Source organism: Vogesella oryzagri (assembly GCF_040148885.1).
GTDB classification, from domain to species: Bacteria; Pseudomonadota; Gammaproteobacteria; order Burkholderiales; family Chromobacteriaceae; genus Vogesella; species Vogesella oryzagri.
In genome coordinates this window covers 435,988-455,415 of record NZ_JBEFLD010000001.1, presented here as the reverse complement: position 1 = coordinate 455,415, position 19,428 = coordinate 435,988, and the positions used below count along the sequence as shown (strand labels likewise).

At 61.3% G+C, this 19,428-nt stretch carries 18 protein-coding genes; 8 read left to right on the top strand and 10 right to left on the bottom strand.

Annotated elements, in window-relative coordinates; translation table 11 throughout:
- Positions 1-45 precede the first annotated feature (45 nt).
- Genes ABNW52_RS02255 through pcnB form a run of 3 tightly spaced genes read right to left on the bottom strand, consistent with a single transcriptional unit; the run spans position 46 to position 2,551 of the window.
- Positions 46-684 (bottom strand): deoxynucleoside kinase, encoded by a 639-nt coding sequence (locus ABNW52_RS02255; protein ID WP_349583411.1) that lies wholly within the window; start codon positions 682-684, stop codon positions 46-48.
- A 23-nt stretch (positions 685-707) separates the two neighbouring features.
- Complete coding sequence (gene folK, locus ABNW52_RS02250; RefSeq protein ID WP_349583408.1) at positions 708-1,187, bottom strand: 2-amino-4-hydroxy-6-hydroxymethyldihydropteridine diphosphokinase; 480 nt, start codon at positions 1,185-1,187, stop codon at positions 708-710.
- Positions 1,184-2,551, bottom strand: coding sequence for a polynucleotide adenylyltransferase PcnB (gene pcnB / locus ABNW52_RS02245; protein WP_349583405.1), 1,368 nt, complete (start codon positions 2,549-2,551; stop codon positions 1,184-1,186). Before pcnB ends, folK begins: the two co-directional genes overlap by 4 nt.
- A gap of 375 nt (positions 2,552-2,926) precedes the next feature.
- Between pcnB and ABNW52_RS02240 the strand changes: the two genes are divergently transcribed.
- From ABNW52_RS02240 to murB, 3 genes are all read left to right on the top strand, one after another.
- Positions 2,927-3,220 carry a hypothetical protein gene (locus ABNW52_RS02240; RefSeq protein ID WP_349583402.1) on the top strand — a complete coding sequence of 98 codons (294 nt, stop codon included), beginning with the start codon at positions 2,927-2,929 and terminating at the stop codon, positions 3,218-3,220.
- Between the two features lie 92 nt (positions 3,221-3,312).
- On the top strand, positions 3,313-4,692 hold the full coding sequence (locus ABNW52_RS02235; RefSeq protein WP_349583399.1) for an MATE family efflux transporter: 1,380 nt from the start codon (positions 3,313-3,315) through the stop codon (positions 4,690-4,692).
- Between the two features lie 8 nt (positions 4,693-4,700).
- Complete coding sequence (murB, locus tag ABNW52_RS02230) at positions 4,701-5,729, top strand: UDP-N-acetylmuramate dehydrogenase (protein ID WP_349583396.1); 1,029 nt, start codon at positions 4,701-4,703, stop codon at positions 5,727-5,729.
- Positions 5,730-5,792: 63 nt separating this feature from the next.
- On the opposite strand, the gene ABNW52_RS02225 is transcribed toward murB, so the two are convergent.
- Complete coding sequence (locus ABNW52_RS02225; RefSeq protein ID WP_349583393.1) at positions 5,793-6,173, bottom strand: MAPEG family protein; 381 nt, start codon at positions 6,171-6,173, stop codon at positions 5,793-5,795.
- A 25-nt stretch (positions 6,174-6,198) separates the two neighbouring features.
- The gene (locus tag ABNW52_RS02220) at positions 6,199-6,861 is read right to left on the bottom strand and encodes an energy-coupling factor ABC transporter permease (protein ID WP_349583390.1); all 663 of its coding nucleotides are present in this window, start codon (positions 6,859-6,861) and stop codon (positions 6,199-6,201) included.
- Between the two features lie 135 nt (positions 6,862-6,996).
- Between ABNW52_RS02220 and nadC the strand changes: the two genes are divergently transcribed.
- Positions 6,997-7,839: a carboxylating nicotinate-nucleotide diphosphorylase gene (gene nadC, locus ABNW52_RS02215; RefSeq protein ID WP_349583388.1), complete on the top strand. Its 843-nt coding sequence runs from the start codon at positions 6,997-6,999 to the stop codon at positions 7,837-7,839.
- Between the two features lie 113 nt (positions 7,840-7,952).
- Here nadC and ABNW52_RS02210 read toward each other — a convergent pair whose 3' ends face one another.
- The gene (locus tag ABNW52_RS02210; protein WP_349583385.1) at positions 7,953-8,720 is read right to left on the bottom strand and encodes a DeoR/GlpR family DNA-binding transcription regulator; all 768 of its coding nucleotides are present in this window, start codon (positions 8,718-8,720) and stop codon (positions 7,953-7,955) included.
- A gap of 294 nt (positions 8,721-9,014) precedes the next feature.
- Between ABNW52_RS02210 and ABNW52_RS02205 the strand changes: the two genes are divergently transcribed.
- Complete coding sequence (locus tag ABNW52_RS02205; protein WP_349583382.1) at positions 9,015-10,295, top strand: HAD family hydrolase; 1,281 nt, start codon at positions 9,015-9,017, stop codon at positions 10,293-10,295.
- An 85-nt stretch (positions 10,296-10,380) separates the two neighbouring features.
- Here the strand turns inward: ABNW52_RS02205 and ABNW52_RS02200 are convergent, their stop codons facing one another.
- The 4 genes from ABNW52_RS02200 to trxA form a co-directional block, all read right to left on the bottom strand.
- Positions 10,381-10,974, bottom strand: coding sequence for a CoA pyrophosphatase (locus tag ABNW52_RS02200; RefSeq protein WP_349583380.1), 594 nt, complete (start codon positions 10,972-10,974; stop codon positions 10,381-10,383).
- A gap of 12 nt (positions 10,975-10,986) precedes the next feature.
- Positions 10,987-11,631 (bottom strand): trimeric intracellular cation channel family protein, encoded by a 645-nt coding sequence (locus tag ABNW52_RS02195; RefSeq protein WP_349583377.1) that lies wholly within the window; start codon positions 11,629-11,631, stop codon positions 10,987-10,989.
- Between the two features lie 67 nt (positions 11,632-11,698).
- A complete protein-coding gene (gene rho, locus ABNW52_RS02190) occupies positions 11,699-12,955 on the bottom strand; it encodes a transcription termination factor Rho (protein ID WP_349583375.1) in 1,257 nt (418 codons plus the stop codon).
- A 206-nt stretch (positions 12,956-13,161) separates the two neighbouring features.
- Positions 13,162-13,491: a thioredoxin TrxA gene (gene trxA / locus ABNW52_RS02185; protein WP_349583372.1), complete on the bottom strand. Its 330-nt coding sequence runs from the start codon at positions 13,489-13,491 to the stop codon at positions 13,162-13,164.
- Between the two features lie 176 nt (positions 13,492-13,667).
- On the opposite strand from trxA, the gene fabI reads away from it, so the two are divergent.
- The 3 genes from fabI to ABNW52_RS02170 all read left to right on the top strand — a co-directional run bounded on the left by fabI (position 13,668) and on the right by ABNW52_RS02170 (position 19,420).
- On the top strand, positions 13,668-14,456 hold the full coding sequence (gene fabI, locus ABNW52_RS02180; protein WP_349583369.1) for an enoyl-ACP reductase FabI: 789 nt from the start codon (positions 13,668-13,670) through the stop codon (positions 14,454-14,456).
- Positions 14,457-15,537: 1,081 nt separating this feature from the next.
- Positions 15,538-18,081: a DEAD/DEAH box helicase gene (locus ABNW52_RS02175; protein WP_349583366.1), complete on the top strand. Its 2,544-nt coding sequence runs from the start codon at positions 15,538-15,540 to the stop codon at positions 18,079-18,081.
- Positions 18,082-18,151: 70 nt separating this feature from the next.
- Positions 18,152-19,420, top strand: coding sequence for a hypothetical protein (locus ABNW52_RS02170; RefSeq protein WP_349583363.1), 1,269 nt, complete (start codon positions 18,152-18,154; stop codon positions 19,418-19,420).
- Positions 19,421-19,428 lie beyond the last annotated feature (8 nt).

Below are 19,428 nucleotides of genomic sequence, written 5' to 3'. Positions count from 1 at the left end.
TTCCAGTGGCGAAACGCCGCTTGTGGCTGCGGTCGCGCACCGGGTTCAGAGCCCCTTGTTGAAGTAACTGCGCTGACCACGCATCTCGGTGATGCAGCGCAACAATAGCTCGAAATCTTCTGTGCCTTCAACCAGATCGAGGTTGTCGGTATTCACGATCAGCAGCGGTGCCGCCTCATAGCCATGGAAAAAGGCGCTGTACGCTTCGTGCATACGCTGCACATAGCCTTCCGGCATCGGCGGCAGTGCCGAGTTGGCGGCGCGTGCGGCCAACCTGTCGGCCACGGTGCTGGCCGAGGCCTGTAGGTAGATCACCAGATCCGGCACCGGGTACTCGGGCAGAAAACGCTGCACCACACGACGGTAGATGGCCAGCTCGTCGGCATCCAGCGTCTTGCAGGCAAACAGCTCGTCCTTGTCGAACAGGAAATCCGACACCAGCGGCGTGGCCAGCAAGTCACCATGCAGCATGCCGTGTGCGGCGTCGGCGCGCTGCATCAGAAACGACAGCTGCGTGGCCAGCGCATGGTAGGGCGGCTGACGGTAGAAGCGCTCCAGGAACGGATTCTGCTCCGGCGCCTCGGCCAGCAGGCGTACCGACCAGTGGTCGGCCAGGCGGCGGGCCAGTTGCGATTTACCGGCGCCGATCGGCCCTTCCACCACCACGTAACGCAAGTGCGACATCAGATGTTCTCCTGCAAGAAAGCTCAATCCAGCCGGGTGACACCGCTGGCGTCAAGGTTGGCCGCAATGTCGGCCGCCGTGCCGTGCGTGCCGATCTGCCACTCGGGCGCCATCTGCGCCAGCGGCACCATCACGAAGGCGCGCTCGTGCATGCGCGGGTGCGGCAGGGTCAGGAAATCGTCCTGCTGGCTGACACCCTCCACCAGCAACAGGTCAAGGTCCAGCACCCGCGGTGCATTGCGGAAGGTGCGCACGCGGCCAAAATCCTGTTCCAGTCGCAGCAAGGCGGCCAACAGTTCGGCGGGAGCCAGCTCACTTGCCACCTCGCACACCGCGTTGATGAAGTCCGGCTGCTCGGCAAAACCCACCGGCGCGGTGCGGTAGCAAGCCGAGCGGCGCAGCAAATGCACCCCCGGTAAAGCAGAAATGGCGGCCAGCGCCGCCTCGATCTGTGCTGCCGGGTTTTCCAGATTGCTGCCCAGCGCGATCACTGCCCGCTTCACGCGTCGCCCCCCTCGCCCGGGCGGGCCGGCTTGCGACGACGACGGCGCTTCTTGCGCTGCGCATCGCTGCCCTCGCCCGGCTCCTTGGCGGCCGCGGCGGCTTCGGCGATCAGCGCCTGGCGCTCGGCATGGTCGGCATCCTGGAATTCTGCCCACCACAGCACCATGTCCTTGGGCACTTCGCCCACTTCGGCGCGCAGGCTGTAGAAATCGAAAGCGGCACGGAAACGCGGCTGTTCCAGGAAGCGGAACGGGCGTGCGCCGCCGCGGCTTTCAAAGCGCGGCTGCAGCGACCAGATCTCGCGCATGGTGGCGGAGAAACGACGCGGGATGGCGAAATCATTGTCCTGCAGCGTTTCCACCTCGGCCATCGCCAGCATCAGCGCCGGCAGCGATTTTTCACCGCGGGCAATATGGGCCTGCCAGCGGTTATTGACCTGTGCCCACAGCAATGCGGCCAACATGAAGCCCACCGATACCGGCTTGTCGGCGCGCACGCGCTCGTCGGTATTGGCCAGCGCCAGCTTGAGGAAGGCCTCGCCGCCGTCTTCGTCCAGTACCGCGTCCAACAGCGGGAAGATGCCGCGCGACAGACCCTCGTCCCGCAGCTTCTGCAAACAGGCATAGGCATGGCCGGAGTGCAGCAGCTTGAGTAGTTCGTCAAACAGCCGCGCCGGCGGCTCGTTTTTCAGCAGCATGGCGTGCGCGGCAATCGGCTTGCGCGTGTGCTCGTCGATGTCGAAACCCAGCTTGGCCGCCAAGCGCACCGCGCGCAGCATGCGCACCGGGTCTTCCTGGTAGCGGCGCGCCGGCTGGCCGATCATCACCAGCTTGCGGGCGTGCAGGTCCTTCACGCCGTGGTGGTAATCGATGATGGTTTCATCGGTCGGGTTGTAGAACAGCGCGTTGACGGTAAAGTCGCGGCGCTGCGCATCCTCGGACTGGCTGCCGTAGGTGTTGTCCGCCATGATGCGACCACTGTCACTGGTCTTGCCCACTTCGCCGCCACGGAAGGTGGTGACCTCGATGGTCTCCGGCCCCATCATCACGTGCACGATGCGAAAGCGACGGCCAATGATGCGCGAGCGGCGGAACAGGTGGTGCACCTCTTCCGGCGTGGCGCTGGTGGCGATGTCGAAATCCTTGGGCGTGACGCCCAGCAGCAGGTCGCGCACCGCGCCACCCACCACATAGGCCGCGTGCCCGCCTTCCTGCAGGCGCGACACCACGCGCAGGGCGGCGCTACTCAGGCCGTCGCGGCGCACGCCGTGTTGTGCCAGCGACAGTACTCGTGGTTTGGTTTTGTTGGCGGCGGCACGGTTGCCCGACAAGTCGAAAACGCGACTGAACAGTTTGCGGATCATGGGAATGGTATCTGGAGGTGGTAGCTGCGCGGCGCATGCCGTGATGGACTTGAGCGCCGGATTATAGCCCGATACCGGCCTCAGTCTCCAGCATCGTGCCATAGTCATGCTTGACAGCGTGGGCGGTCTGCTCTAATTTTCTGGCTTGCGCCGATTTTTGCTGCTTGCGGGCGCCTGATAAATACCAGCTAAGAGCGCACCGCCTAACCCGCTGTTGCCCTTTACTGGTCACAGCGGGTTTTTGCATTGCAGCAGCCAGAAGCGGGCAAATAGGTTCATGCGCCGAGTTAATCGACAACTTGCAGGGCGCCATCGAAATTCTGCTAAAGCGTCGCTCGGCATTTACCGGGCGCGCACCACGCTACGGAGACTGCCATGTACGACTGCCAAGAAGACCGCTACACCGACTTCAACACCGCCCCGCAAATCGCCACCCCGGCGCTACGCGGCAAGCTCACCGCCCGGGCGCTGGGCAGCGCACACAAACCCCGCCTGACCGAACTGGCCGCCTACGCCACCGAGCGCCAGCTGGATATTTCCCTGCAGCAGGGCACGCTGAACATCGACGACCTGACGCTGACCGAAGCGCTGAACATCAACGCCCGCTTTGGCAACGAACTGATCATCAGCTGCCATCTGCGCTGCGACCCGCCCGCCCATTTCGCCTGAAGCGACACAGCATTACACGCTGCGGCCAAGCGGGGCATGCCAGTGGCAAAGCGCGCTTATAATGGCGCTCTTTTTGCCTGCCGGTATTTCCCATGCTGTTTGAATTGAACCGTAGCCCGTGGCGCAGCCTGCGCCACGAGACCCTGCTGCTGATCCAGCTGGCGCTGCCGATGATGGTGGCGCAGATCGCACAGGTGGCCACCGGCTTTGTCGATACCGTGATGGCCGGCCGTGTCAGCACCGACGATCTGGCGGCGGTGTCGCTGGGCGCCAGCGTATTCGTTACCGTGTATGTCACGCTGATCGGCGTGGCCGCGGCGCTGAATCCGATTCTGGCGCAGCAGCATGGCCAGAGCGAAACCACCGCACTAGGTGACACCGCACGCCAGGGCCTGTGGTTCGGTCTACTGCTAGGCATTTTTGGCGCACTGCTGATGCTGGCGGTGCAACCGGTGCTGCGGCTGTGGCTGGAGCTGCCCGCCAGCGTAGAAGACAAGGCCATGCTGTTCATCGATGGTGCCGCCATGGGCATGCCGGCCGCCATCCTGCACCGCGCGCTGGGCGCGTTTGCCTCCAGCCTGGGACACACCCGCCCGCTGATGATGGTGAGCGTGGCCGGACTGCTGCTGAACATTCCGCTCAACTACGCGCTGATCCACGGCCTATTCGGCCTGCCGGCGCTGGGCGGCGCCGGCTGCGGCTGGGCCACCGGCATGGTGTTCATCTTCAACGCCAGCGCGCTGTTCCTGTACATCAAGCACCATCAGGCGTTCCGCCCCTACGGCTTGTGTGGCCGCTTCGTCGCGCCGCAGTGGCGGCGCTTCCCCGCCTTCCTGAAACTGGGGCTGCCCATCGGCCTGTCGTTCTTTGTGGAGGTCAGCCTGTTTTCCTTTATCGCCTTGCTGATCGCCAAGCTGGGTACCACCGTGGTGGCCACCCATCAGACGGTGATCAACTTCTCCAGCGTGATCTACATGATCCCACAAAGCATCGGCACCGCCGCCACCATCCGCGTCGGCCAAAGCGTGGGCGCCGGCGATTACCGTCAGGCGCGACTGGTGTGCGGCGTCAGCCTGGCACTGGGGCTGGCGCTGGCCTGCCTCACCATGCTGTGGGTGCTGCTGGATCGCCACAGCATCATGCAGCTGTACACTGCCGACCCGGCGGTGATCGCACTGGGGGGCACGCTGATGCTGTTCGCCGCCTTCTACCAGCTGACCGATGCGATGCAGACTATCGCCTCCAGCGCGCTGCGCGGCTACAAGATCACCACCACCCCGATGCTGATCCACATCGTGTCGTTCTGGGGCTTTGGCCTGCTGCTGGGCGCCTGGCTGGGGCTGGGTTCGCCGCAGATGGGGGTGCATGGCTTCTGGGCGGCGCTGGTGATCAGCCTGAGCGCCGCCGGCCTGCTGCTGGTAAGCTATCTGTCGCGCGTCAGCCAGCAACGGCTGCATCGTCAAACTGCGTGAAAGACCGAATGAATCCCGTAATGCATCACAACTACCCGCTGCGTGAACTCAACACCTTTGGCATGCCCGTCAATGCGGCCAACTTCTGCGAGCTGGAAGACCTCGCCCAGCTGCCGGCGCTACTGGCCAGCGATATTTTCCAGCGCGGCCCGGTGTTGTGGCTGGGCGGCGGCAGCAACCTGCTGTTCACCCGCGACTACCCCGGCCTGGTGATCAAGGTGGCGCTGAAGGGCATCCGCCTGCTGGCCGACGACGGCGACAGCGTACTGGTGGAAGCCGCTGCCGGCGAGAACTGGCACGCGTTCGTGCAATACACCCTGGCCCAGGGCTGGAGCGGGCTGGAAAACCTCAGCCTGATTCCGGGCACCGTCGGTGCCAGCCCGATCCAGAACATCGGCGCCTATGGCGTGGAAGTAAAGGACCATCTGCTGCAGGTGGTGTGTGCCGACCTGAGCCAAAACGGCGCCGAAGTGGTAGTGGACAACGCCGACTGCCGCTTTGCCTACCGCGACAGCGTATTCAAGCAGCAACTGGCCGGGCGCATGCTGGTGACGGCGGTGCGCTTCCGCCTGCAACGCCGCTTCAGCCCACGCATCGGCTACGGCGACATCCAGCAGCAGTTGCAGGCCATGGGCGCCGGCGAGGCCCCGACCGCACAGCAGGTCAGCGCGGCGGTGATCGCCATTCGCCAGAGCAAGTTGCCGGACCCGGTCACGCTTGGCAATGCCGGCAGTTTCTTCAAGAACCCCATCGTCAGCCGCACCGAAGCCGATGCCCTGCTGGCACGCTTCCCGGCCCTGCCGCATTACCCGCAGGCGGATGGCGGCGTCAAACTGGCTGCCGGCTGGCTGATCGATCAGGCCGGGCTGAAAGGCTACCGTGACGGCGATGCCGGCGTGCACGCGCGCCAGGCGCTGGTGCTGGTCAACCACGGCAATGCCAGCGGCAGCCAGATGTGGGCGCTGGCCAGCAAGGTGCGGGACACGGTGCGCGAGCGCTACGGCGTGACGCTGGAGCCGGAACCGATCGTACTCTGATCTGCCCCGGAAACAGCAACGGCCAACCTACTACAGGTTGGCCGCATCATTTTGGGCGCCGGTTTACAGCCAGGACGCCGCCAGCAGAAACAGATACACCACGGTGCCAAAACCCAGCAGCCACATCAGCGAGCGCAGCGCGGCTTTGTCCGCCACATAGCAAAAGCCGTGCGCCACCCGCGCCAGCAGGAACACCAGCGCGGCGGCATCGATACGCTCCGGCGGCACCCGTTGCAGGGTGGCGATGATTACCGCGGCGGCAAACGGCGTCAGCGCCTCCCAGGCATTCTGCTGCGCCCACTGCGCACGCTGGCGCCAGCCGGTCAGCTTGTCCAGATACTGTCTTGGCGCATGATTGTTGTAACCACCGCCGGATTTCGCCACCCCGGCCCACAGCAGCGGCAGTACCGCCGCGGCCAATACCGCCCAGAACGCAAACTGCATGTCAGTCCCCTCTTCTTGTCTGCCGCTACTGGTTGTCCAGATAGCGGGCATCATCAAACGTGGCTACCCAGTGCGGTCGGTACACGATCAGGATCGCCAGCACCAGCCCGCTGGTGAATGCCTCGGACCAGGCCAATAAAACATAGTATGGCAAGGCGTTTTCCAGCAAATGCTCCAGCGGATAGGCACCAGCCAGCAGCAGCGCCGCCAGCCCGCAGACCGCCGCCAGCAACATGCCGGCCGCCCCGGTGAGGAACGCATTCACAAACACATACACGAACACGTTGGCCGCAAAGCGGCGCTGCGCCACCCACAGCATCAGCACGGTCAAGCCCACCGCCGGCAGCAGGCTCAGCACATAGTTGAGCCCCAGCGCCGACCATTCCAGCTGCCCGCCAGCCGCCAGCCCCAGCAGCACCACCGCCAGCGCCAGCAGAGCCAGCCACGGCCCCATCAACAGCGTGAACACTGTCGCCCCCAGCAGGTGGAAACTCAGTCCCGGCTGCAACCCGGCACGCCCCAGCCAGAAGCCCAGCAGCACCACGCAGGCGCCCAGCCAAGCATTGACGGCGCGGCGCTCCAGCACCCGCCACTGCACGCGCGTTACCGCCACGCCCAGCAGCAGCAGTGCCAGCACATTGCCAAGCCACAACGCCCATAACGGAAACTGACTGGCCACGAAATTCATGGTTCCCTCTCGCCTCAAATACACGGCCATCTGCCGCCCGCGGCATGATAACAGCGCCACCGGCCAGCCCACAGGCGCGGCGGCGCGGCAATCGCGGTAAAATGCGGCCAACCTTACGTTCAGGATGATCGATTCATGCTCACGCTTCCCGCTTTTCACCATATCTCCCGCCTGGTCAGCGCTGCGCTGGCCGAGGACATCGGCCAGCAGGACTGGACCGCGCTGCTGATCGGCGCCGACAGCCAGGGCAGCGCCCGCGTGATCGCGCGCGAAGACGCGGTGATCTGCGGTATCGCCTGGTTCGACGAAGCCTTCCGCCAGGTGGACAGCCACTGCGAAGTGCGCTGGCTGGTGGCCGAGGGGCAGCAGGTTGCGGCGAACCAGTGCCTGTGCGAGATCAGCGGCCCGGCGCGGGCGCTGCTTACCGCCGAGCGCACCGCGCTGAACATGCTGCAGACGCTGTCGGCGGTGGCAACGGAAACCCGCCGCTACGTGGATGCCATCGCCGGCACCCGCGCCCGCATTCTCGACACCCGCAAGACGCTGCCGGGCATGCGTTTGGCACAGAAGTACGCGGTAACCGTGGGCGGCGGCATGAACCAGCGCATCGGCCTGTACGACGGCGTGCTGATCAAGGAAAACCACATCATGGCCGCCGGTAGCATCAGCCAGGCCCTGGCCAATGCCCGCGCACTGGTGCCGGCCGGCGTCAGCCTGCAGGTGGAAGTGGAAAACCTGGCCGAACTGCAGGAGGCGCTGGCCGCCGGCTGCACGCTGCTGCTGCTGGACAATATGTCGCTGGATGACATGCGCGAAGCGGTACGCCTGTCCGCCGGCCGCGCCGAGCTGGAAGCCTCCGGCGGCGTGGAACTGGCCAGCGTGCGCGCCATCGCCGAAACCGGCGTCGACCGCATCTCCATCGGCAAACTCACCAAGGACGTGCGCGCGGTGGACCTGTCGATGCGCTTCGCCGGCTGACGGCACGCCCCAGCCCCAAGCAGCAGCGCTATATGACAAACACCCCGCCTGGCGGGGTGTTGTCGTTTGCGCATGACGCGACCGCCACGCGCTATCTCATCCAGCCCGATCGGCTACACCAGTATGACCTTGCCCAGCCGGGCTTCCAGCTCGGCCAGTGCCGGCAGCTCCCGGGCCTTGTGATTGGTAATCAGCACATCGATCCGCTCCGGCGGGCAAAAGCTCACCCGGCTTTCGATGCCGATCTTGCTGTAGTCGGCCAGGATGACCACCTGTCCGGCGTGTTCCACCATCGCGCGCGCCACTTCGGTTTCGCGGTGGTCGTAGTTGCACGCCCCGCGGCGCGCATCGATGCCGGTGGGTGAAATCAGCGCCAGATCGGCGCGATAGCGGCCGATTTCCGCCACCGTCCCCGGCCCGACCGTGCCCGGCGCCCGCTCCCCCATGCAGCCGCCCAGCACGATGATCTCGTTGCCCGCCCCGCCGTCGCCCGCGCCACGCAGCGTCAGCGCCACGTCGAAGGAGTTGGTGATCACGGTCAGACCGCCAAGCCGGGCCAGCTCTTCGGCCAGGATGGCGGTGGTGGTGCCGGCATCGACAAACAGCGTTTGCCCGCGCTCGAGCAGACCGGTCGCCGCGCAGGCCAGGTCGCGCTTGTACTTGACGTTGCTGTGCGCCCGTTCGGCGATGGGCGCCTCGTCCTCCACGCGGATGGCACCGCCGTGGATACGCTTCAATGCCCCCAGTTCTTCCAGCGCCGCCAGATCGCGACGCACGGTTTCGCGCGAGACATCAAGCTCCACCATCAGGCGGTCGGTGCTGACCCGCTGCAAGGTGGATAACAGTGCGCGGATACGCTGGTAACGCTCTTGCTGCCACATGCTGCTTCCTGCGATTGATTGAGTACCGATCCTGCATTGTGAAATGACCGCAGCCACTGTCAAGCGTGGCCGGCTGTTGTGGCTTTGCCAACGCCCGCCTTGTGTTTTTTTGTGTAAATTTGCAATTTTGTGTATTTCTACCTAGCATCAGCACACCACCACCCCTGCCCGGTGCTTGCCGCGCAACGTGCGCCAGCAGCTGGCGGAGGATGCAGCAACTTGCAATTGCCGGCGCCGCCGGCGATGCCAGACCGCCGTCCACCGGACGGCTATTTCATCTCAGAGAGGAATGCCATGCAGCGTCGCCAGTTTCTGAATGCCCTTGCCGCCGTCTCCGTCACCAGCCCCCTGCTGTTTGCCAGCGGCCGTGCCAATGCCCAGACCGCCACCATGCGGCCCACCACGCTTGACCCGGGCCGCTGGTCGCCGCTCAACGCCCGCCGCATCCAGGCGCTGCTCGACGACTACGGCAGCCAGAGCAAGGGCTACCGTGCCGACAAACGCCCGTACGCCGTGTTCGACTGGGACAACACCTGCATCATGAACGACTGCGAAGAAGCGCTGCTGATGTACCAGATCAACCATCTGCAGTACAAACTGACGCCGGATGAATTCGTGGAAGTGATGTGGAAGGACGTGCCCAAGGGGCCGTTTGTGAAGGACTACACCACGGTGGACGGCAAACCGGTGACCATGGAGGATCTGGCGGCCGATGTGGAAGCCGACTACCGCTGGCTGCACGCCAACTACCGGGGACTGGCCGGCAGCAAGAGCCTGGAGGAGATTCAGGCCAGCGACCAGTTCAAGGATTTCCGCGCCAAACTGTACTTCATGTATGACGCCATCTGTGACACCCACCCGCTGGAAATCGGCTACAAGTGGATCATCTATTTCTACAAGAACATGACCACCGCCGAACTGCAGGCCATGGCCGAGGCGTCGAACAACTACGACATCGGCGACGCGCTGCGCAAGGTGAAGTACGAGAGCCCGAAAACCCTGCCGGGCAAGGCCGGCGTGGTGGCGGACAGCCATTTCCACGGCATCCGCATCCACGAGGAAATCCGCGCGCTGATGCATGCCTTGCGCGCCAACGGCATCGATGTCTACGTCAGCACCGCCTCGATCGACGACGTGGTGCGCGTGTTCGCCGGCCACCCCAGCTATGGCTATGGCGTGCCGCCGGAGAACGTGATCGGGCTACGACTGGAGATGCAGGACGGCAAATACACCGCCAACTACAAGTCCGGCTGGCATTTCAACTGGGGGCCGGGCAAAACCACCGGCATACAGAACGTGCTGGTGGCGCAAAAGGGCTATGGCCCGGTACTGGTGGCCGGTGACAGTGATGGCGATGCCTGGATGCTGCGCGACTTCCGCGATACCTCGGTTGGCCTGATCGTCAACCGCCTGAAAAAAGGCGAGATCGGTGCCGACAGCCAGCAAGCGGCCGCCCAACTGGGCTCGGCCAAGGCCCGCTTCATCCTGCAGGGTCGCGACGAGCAGACCGGACTGATGCTGCCGGACGAGAAATCGCTGAAATATGGCAAGAGCGAGCGCAAGCTGCTGGCGTAAGTAGTGAGCGACAGATGGCGGCTCAGCGCCATCTGTCCATTGCCGGCGCACGGGTCGCTACAGCCCCCAGCGCCTGGCAACGCAGTCAAAGGTTGGCCGCATGATGCCGCGCCAGCCGCCGCAGCATGGCGGCCGTGGCACCCCAGATAAAGTAATCGCCGTAGCGCAGCGCGTAATAGTGCCCGGCGATGCCATCGCGCACATACGGGTGGCGTTCGTAGGCGGCCTCGTTGAGCGCCAGCGCCAGCGGCAGCGAGAACACCTCGGCCACCTCCTGCGGTGACGGCCGCGGCTGGAACGGTGCGGTCAGCAACGCCAGCACCGGCGTCACGCGGTAGCCGGTAACGGTGTCGTAATGCGGCAGCACGGTCACCACCCGCACCAGTGCCGGCGACAGCCCGACTTCTTCCTCCGCTTCGCGCAGCGCGGCAATTTCCGCGCTGCCGTCCTCCGGCTCGATGCGGCCACCGGGAAAGCTGATCTGCCCGGCATGGCTGCGCAGGTGCGGCGTGCGGCGCGTCAGTAGGATGTGCCAGGCATCGGCCTGCCAATGCACCGCCACCAGCACCGCCGCGCTCTTGCCCGGCGGCTGGCGCAGGCCCAGCCCTTCCTCATCGGCCACCTGCAGCCCGGCAAAGCCGGCCAACCAGTGCACCATACTGTCTGCATCTCGCGCCATATCCATGCCTGTTCAACCCTTCTTGCGGCCGGCGATCTTGGGCAGGGTCAGCTCGCTCCAGTGCGCCAACAAGCGCAGCGCCACGCCTCCGGCAAATACCAGCTGTACGGCGACCAGGTGGTCCCAGCCCAGTTCGGCCAACACATACAGCACCGACGCCACCAGGATGGACACCGTGCCGTAGAAATCCTTGTGCAGGATGAACGGCACATCGTTCACCATCATGTCGCGCACGATGCCGCCACCCACGGCAGTGACAAAGCCCAGCAGAATCACGCCGAAGGCATTGATGTGGTACTCCACTCCCAGTTTGGCACCGGCCAGGCTGAACGCCACCAGGCCGATGGAATCGGCGATGATGAACAGCCGCGTCAGCACCTCGTATTCGCGCTTGTGCAGCCGCGCAGCCAGCGCAAACAGCATGGCACCGGCAATGATCACCAGGCTGGTATTGCCCAGAAACACCTGCGGCATGCGGCCAACCAGTACATCGCGAATGATGCCACCACCGATCGCCGTCAGCAGCGTGACAATGATGATGCCCAGCAGGTCCAGATGCTTGCGCACCCCCGACAGGTAGCCGGAAATGGCGAACGCCACCGTGCCGATGGCGGCGTAGCCATCAAAATCCAGCAAGAAACGCCATACGGGATCCATGCCCGCCCTCCTGAAAAACAAACGCCAGACCGGATGGCCTGGCGTCTGGAACGGTAACCGTAAAGCCTCAGCGGCGCATCGAATCGAAGAACGCCAGATTGGACTTGGTTGCCCGCAGCTTGTCGAGCATGAACTCCATCGCTTCCAGGTCGTCCATCGGGTACAGCAGCTTGCGCAGCACCCAGATGCGCTGCAGCTGTTCCTGCGGAATCAGCAGCTCTTCGCGGCGAGTACTGGAGCGGTTGATGTTGATGGCCGGGAATATCCGCTTTTCCGCCATACGGCGGTCCAGGTGGATTTCCATGTTACCGGTACCCTTGAATTCTTCGTAGATCACATCGTCCATGCGCGAGCCGGTATCCACCAGCGCGGTAGCGATAATGGTCAGCGAGCCGCCTTCTTCGATGTTACGGGCGGCGCCAAAGAAGCGCTTCGGGCGCTGCAGCGCGTTGGCGTCCACACCACCGGTCAGCACTTTGCCGGAGGCCGGGATCACGGTGTTGTAGGCACGGGCCAGACGGGTAATGGAATCCAGCAGGATCACCACGTCCTTCTTGTGCTCCACCAGGCGCTTGGCCTTCTCGATCACCATTTCGGCAACCTGCACATGGCGGGTGGCCGGTTCGTCGAAGGTGGAAGACACCACTTCGCCCTTTACCGAACGCTGCATATCGGTCACTTCTTCCGGGCGTTCGTCGATCAGCAGCACAATCATCTCCACTTCGGGATGATTGGTGGTGATGGCGTGGGCGATATGCTTGAGCATCACGGTTTTGCCGGACTTGGGCGGCGCCACCAGCAGGCCGCGCTGGCCTTTGCCGATCGGTGCGATCAGGTCGATCAGGCGGCTGGTGATGTTTTCCTCGCCGCGGATGTCGCGCTCCAGGTGCAGGCGCTCGGTCGGGAACAGCGGGGTAAGGTTCTCGAACAGGATCTTGTTCTTGGCCTGCTCCGGCGGGCCACCGTTGACCTTGTCCACCTTCACCAGTGCAAAGTAGCGCTCGCCCTCCTTCGGAGTACGGATCTCGCCTTCGATGGTATCGCCGGTGTGCAGGTTGAAGCGGCGGATCTGCGACGGGCTGACATAGATGTCATCCGGGCCGGCCAGATACGACGAATCCGGACTGCGCAGGAAGCCAAAGCCGTCCGGCAGCACTTCCAGCGTGCCTTCGCCGTAGATGCTTTCGCCTTTTTTGGCCTGGTTTTTCAGAAGCGCAAAGATCAAGTCCTGCTTGCGCAAGCGGCTGGCGGCATCAATCTCGTTGGCAATGGCCATCTCGACGAGTTCGCTGACATGCGTACGCTTAAGATCAGAGAGATGCATAGTGTGTGCGGTGTCGGACGTTTGTGTCACAGTGTGCGGCGCGGGCGCCGTTCGGGAAAATACGTGAAGGGATACTGCATATGAATCGAGCGGCTTTGAGCCGCTCGTAAGGACTATCGTGAAGATAGTGGAACAGTTGGCACCTGTCAATGCCAGGTGCCTGATTGTGGCCCGACAGCGCTGCTGCCGGGCCACTACGCCACAGCTTACAGCTGGGCGTTCAGGAATTCGATCAGCTGGGTCTTGGACAGTGCCCCCACCTTGGTGGCGGCCACTTCACCGTTCTTGAACAGCATCAGGGTCGGGATACCACGGATGCCGAACTTCGGCGGGGTGGCTTCGTTCTGGTCGATGTTCAGCTTGGCAATGGTCAGGCGGCCTTGGTATTCCTTGGCCACGTCGTCCAGGATCGGGGCGATCATCTTGCACGGACCGCACCACTCAGCCCAGTAATCCACCAGTACCGGACCTTCTGCTTTCAGAACGTCTTGCTCAAAGGAATCGTCGGTTACGTGCAGAATCAGCTCGCTGCTCATGGAGTAGTCCTCTCGATGGGATGTCGATTATTTGTGATTGGCCGATGTTAACAACTCACCCCATGAGCGGCAACCCTCATCCGGGTGCGTCTATTGCCTGCCAACACAGAGAAACAAGACTGTCCGACAATTGCTGGTTATAATGCCGCGCTAAATCGGATTGAAGAGGATTCAATATGGGTTTCCTGCAAGGCAAAAAGATTCTGATCACCGGGATGATTTCCAATCGTTCCATTGCCTACGGCATTGCACAAGCCTGTCACCGCGAAGGCGCCGAACTGGCGTTCACCTATGTGGTGGACAAGCTGGAAGAGCGCGTGCGCGAAATGGCCGCCGACTTCGGCAGCAGCCAGGTGTTCCGCTGCGACGTGCAGAACGACGAAGAAATCAACCAGCTGTTCGTTGACCTGGGCAAGTCTTGGGACGGCCTGGACGGCTTGGTGCACGCTATTGCCTTCGCCCCGCGCGAATCGCTGGAAGGCGACTTCCTCGACGCCCTGTCCCGCGAAGCGTTCCAGACTGCTCACGATGTGTCGGCCTACAGCTTCCCGGCGCTGGCCAAGGCCGCGCGTCCGATGATGCAGGGTCGCAACGGCGCCCTGCTCACCCTGTCCTACCTGGGTGCCGTGCGTGCCATCCCGAACTACAACGTGATGGGCCTGGCCAAGGCCAGCCTGGAAGCCTCGGTACGCTTCATGGCTGCCAGCCTGGGCAAGGACGGCATCCGCGTGAACGGCATTTCCGCCGGCCCGATCAAGACCCTGGCTGCCGCCGGCATTTCCGGCTTTGGCAAACTGCTGAGCATTGCTGCCGGCCAGTCCTGCCTGCGCCGCAACGTAACCACCGAGGAAGTAGGCAACACCGCCGCCTTCCTGCTGTCGGACCTGTCTTCCGGCATCACCGGTGAAATCACCTACGTTGACGCCGGTTTCAGCATCAACTCGATGAACGTGCCGGACGCGTAAGCAGCCGGGCACCTGTAGGGAAGTTGCTTAGGTAAAAATTCCAAGCACATTTTCCGAAAAAACCACGTCACGCACCCAAATGGGGCGATCCTTCCAGCAAGGATCGCCCCATTTTTTATTCCTCGAGCAACAGCTCTTATCTCTCGCCGCGCTATAAAAGCGCCATACACTCTTGCCATAAATAATCTGTTCAGATTATATTCCGCACAAGCATCGCGTAACTCATTGAAAACAATAAATAAAGTATTTTTTTCTATCCAAAATCGCAGAAAAAAATACTTAAAATTTTTACTTTTGCTTTTTTTGCAACAAGAAAGGCTACGCCAAGGGGTTGCAAGCAGAAATTCGTTGGCAACAGGCCAGAACAACGTATAGCACTGGTTGCAGCAACTAAAATTTGAGGTGAAGAGTACTAGGTACTTGAGCCGTTACTTACGCCATCTGCCGTTTGAGGCGATTGGCATAATCAGCTAGGAGGAATTACAAAAGGAAAAACGGGACAAACTTCGATCGCTCTCAGCTTGCCCCGCGGTTGGCAACTTACGATGCCAGACTTGTCATCTCAAGTATCGTGAACCGTCCGCGCCAGGTCAAGCTCCCACATTAGTTTTCTGAAAATTCTCGGGCATCGAGAGGCATTCGCTCGCCTTGAAAACGCCCGAGACAGGAGCTTCACGATGAAAACCATAGGCATAAGCACGCCTTGGAAGGCCCTCACTCGTTCGTACGAAACAGGGTGCCCTTCTCGCATTTCAGTCACGATCCATGGCTGCACTTATCGCGGCTACGTCTCGACAATCAAGGCTTTAGACGGATCAGTCCCTTTCGCTTGCAGAGCTTGCACAACGAATCAATAGCGCACGGTATGTGAAAGCCGCCATCGCACGGGGCCAGCTACGGGTAGACCTCAACCTTAAAGAAAAGTGGCTGCTACCACGTGAGATCATCAGCGATCCGGCTTTCCGACAAGCCCAAATGGCCTCATATAGCAGAGAATGGCCTCCGCACCATGCTCTAGCTGATGCTCGCGCATTGCGCACCGGCTACTTGGCCTGGCAAGTGGCCAACCCGGAGGGGGATCATGCTACTGTTTCTTGATACCAGCGCGGGCAAGACGCGCATCGCTGAACTATGCATTCTGCGCTGCCTCGCCGGCGGGAAGCGCGTGGTCTTCATCACGCCGCTGCGAGCGCTGTCCGCGCAGACCGAAACAACCCTTCAGAGAACCTTTGGCCCACTCGGCAAGACGATCTCAGCACTCTATGGCAGCATCGGGGTCAGCGGCTTTGATGAGGATACGATCCGGGAAAGTGACATCGTCGTCGCTACGCCGGAGAAGCTAGACTTTGCGCTCCGCAACGACCCCTCCCTCCTCGATGACGTTGGCCTACTTGTCTTCGACGAGGGGCACATGATTGGCTTGAACGAACGGGAGATCCGCTACGAGGTTCAAATCCAGCGGCTTCTCCGACGTGCTGATGCACATGAGCGGCGCATCGTTTGTCTCTCAGCAATTCTCCCTGACGGCGACCAACTTGATGACTTCGCCGGATGGCTGCGTCGAGACCATCCTGGCGGCTTGATCAAACATGACTGGCGTCCAACCCGGTTGCGGTTTGGAGAGGTGGTCTGGGCGTCCCCTAATGCGCGCCTGAATCTGCGTGTCGGCGAAGAGCGCCCATGGGTTCAGCGCTTTCTTACGGGAGTAGCGCCGCCAACCTGGGTGCCACCCAAGCGTCGCCGAACCAGGCTCTTTCCAGACGATCAACGAGAACTCTGCCTTGCGACAGCTTGGCGGCTGGTAGACGACGGGCAGACCGTCCTCATCTTCTGTCCGGAACGGCGTAGCGTTGAACCGTTTGCGGAAGTGATTGTCGACCTCCATGAGCGCGGAGCGCTGCAATCGTTGCTGGAAGCAGACCCTGCTGTTCTCGCTACTGCTATAGCGCTTGGCGAAGAATGGCTGGGCTCGGACAGTGCAATCCTCAAGTGCCTACGTCTCGGGGTGGCGCTCCATCACGGGGCTTTGCCAACGGCCTACCGGAAAGAGATCGAAGGTCTGTTGCGTAGCAATATTCTCAAAGTCACTATCTCCTCGCCGACCTTGGCTCAAGGTTTGAACTTGTCCGCAACCGCTGTGGTCATGCACTCCCTCCACCGGGCTGGAACCAGGATCGATATCTCGGAGTTCAAGAACGTGATCGGGCGAGCTGGCCGAGCCTATGTCGACGTGGAAGGCATCGTGCTCTTCCCCATGTTCGACGAGATTCCGAGAAAGCGGGGCAACTGGGAAACGCTCATCAATGATCTCGGCGCCCGCAATATGGAGAGCGGGCTGGTGCAACTCGTCGCGGCACTGCTGTCCCGCATGGGAGCCCAAGTCGGTGGTGACCTGGATCAGCTTATCGACTATGTCGCGAACAACGCCATGGCGTGGACCTTCCCCGAAGTCGCGAACGAGAGCCCTGAAGATCGCGAGCGTGCGCTTGCGGATTGGCAGCAGCATGTTTCAACGCTCGACACGGCCGTTCTGAGTCTCATTGGCGAAAATGACATTCCGGACGATGGGGTTGCGGCGGCACTGGACGACATCCTCCAGTCCTCCCTGTGGCATCGCCGTCTTCTGCGGCAGAACGAGCAGATTCAGCAGGTTCTAAAGGCCGGCCTGATTTCACGCAGCCAGCATATCTGGAGCCAATCGACTGCAGCGCGCCGCCGAGGTTACTTCTTGGCCGGCGTAGGATTAGGAACTGGGCAGGCGCTGGACGCCATTGCAGAGGATGCGAATCTTTTACTGATTCAGGCCAATGGCAGCATTCTCAATAGTGATGCCGAGGCAGCGATAGCCGCAATTACAGCGATTGCGGAACGCGTCTTCGTCATCTATCCATTCATACCAGATCCTATGCCGGAAAATTGGCGCGACATTCTCCGCGCCTGGCTTCTCGGTGAACCTATCTTCGCCATCGCCGTCGGCCAGGAGTCGAATACGCTGCAGTTCATTGAAGGCGGCCTTGTCTACCGCCTCCCATGGGCGATGGAGGCTATTCGGGTACGTGGGGTTGCCAACGACGATACCATTGATGGACTCCTTTCTCTTGAGGACTATGAGCTTGGCTTCGCGGTGGCTGCCGTTGAAACCGGAACGTTGAATAGGTCGGCTGCGATCCTCATTCAGGCGGGGTTCAACTCTCGACTTGGCGCTATAAAGGCTGTCGCAGACAGTGGAGCGACCTTTCAAACAGCCCAAGAACTTCGGCACTGGCTCGGTTCGGATGATCTTGCGACGTGGAACACAAGACCTGATTGGCCGACACCGGAAACGAGGGCGATGTGGATGGAGTTCGCTCAAAGTTTCACACCGCGCGCAAACCGCATCTGGGCAGACCGCCGGTACTGGGCGGGGGTGACGTGGCTCGGAGTACCGCCACCGCCAGGAACCCCAGTTCAACTCCATTATTGGGCAGGTCAGCAACGCGTTCTTTCTGCGGACGGTGTGCCGCTGGGGACCATGCAAGCTGCACTTGCGCCCGGGAGAGCTGGTCTGATACGTGCCCAAGTGTCTCAAGACGCAGGGCGGATCGAGATAGTGTATTTGGGGCCCGACGACCTCGTTGGTACCTAGGTCGCATTAATGAAGAAATCCTAGAATTTTGTAACTCCACAAGTATGTGTTTTTAGCTTAGAAACGATCTATGCCCGACGATATCCCAATTGCGGATGCATTATTCTCAGCTCTTCTCAACCAAGATGAAGATGCACTTGACGCAATCGAGTTACACCGCGCAGCAGAGTGTGCACGTGTTCGTGCAGTTATCTGCACAGCCGATCCGGGCGCAATCGATTTGGACCTTGGCCTCAGTGTGTTCTCAAATGAGTATGTAACCTCGTTCTTCGAAGGCCCGCGTGCGTTCTTTATGTCCGCAGGGGCCAGCGTTCACGCGATGCTCACGGGTGGCCAGTCGAATGTCATGGCCGACTTTTCGCTGAGCTTCGACTCAAACTTTGCAGATGATATGCGTGCGGCCATTGCCGGCGAAAACATCCAGCAGGTCGAGCTTGATCGAGTAAAAGAGATTCTCCTACTTAAGGCTCGCAACCCAAAAGTTCAGTTCGATGCGCTGCCGTTTCTCATTGAGAACACACGCCTGACCCGTGATAACCCCGACAACGAGCGTCCGCTGAACACATTGATCGCCTTCCGCATGCTGGACCATCTAGATTGGAATGTCTTTCGAGATGATCCTGGCCGCTTTGTTTTCGATATTCCATACGAAAAACTGAAGTCGTTACTTCGTCCCGATGCCGAGGCCTATCTTTCGGAGTTGCGAGCAAGTGAGTATGTCATCCATCAGGAGGCCAAGAGCGCAAGGACCCAGGCGCTACTTTTGCGGTTTGCCCGACTCTGGCATGAGAACCGCAAACCGGACAAAAAACGCATCCTTTGCGAATTGCTTCATTTCAGTATCCATAAGTTGGGGGCTATTTTACTCACAGAGCTACACCTGATATGGAGCGGCATGACCTCCGACTTGGGGGCGCCATTCTTCGGTCCCATCACTGGTAGGTCGAAGACGATGCTGAAGGATATTCGCGGCATGGCCTGGGACATGACATTGCTCCGAGTCATGGAACAAATTGCCACGACCAGTCAGTTCGGTTCTTTCTTCATTCCTTACTTCGTGTCGATTGACCGCCGCTGGCGCCACTTGTTGCGACTGAACCCTGTGAGACTGATGCTGGTCGACGACGCACAGCGACGTGTACTCTTTGCGCATAACAAAGAGTTGGAATTCCAGCGCGTTTTGGGAGAGTGCATGCAAATTGAGTTGCAGTCTGAGATGGCACCAGAAAAGGTTGAAGCACGTCGTCGGTCGGCGCAGGCGATCAGATTGAACACAATGCAACAACTTGTCACCGAAGAAGAAAAAGGTTGGCTCAATGCAGCCTCTGTAAGTCGTTGATTTATAAT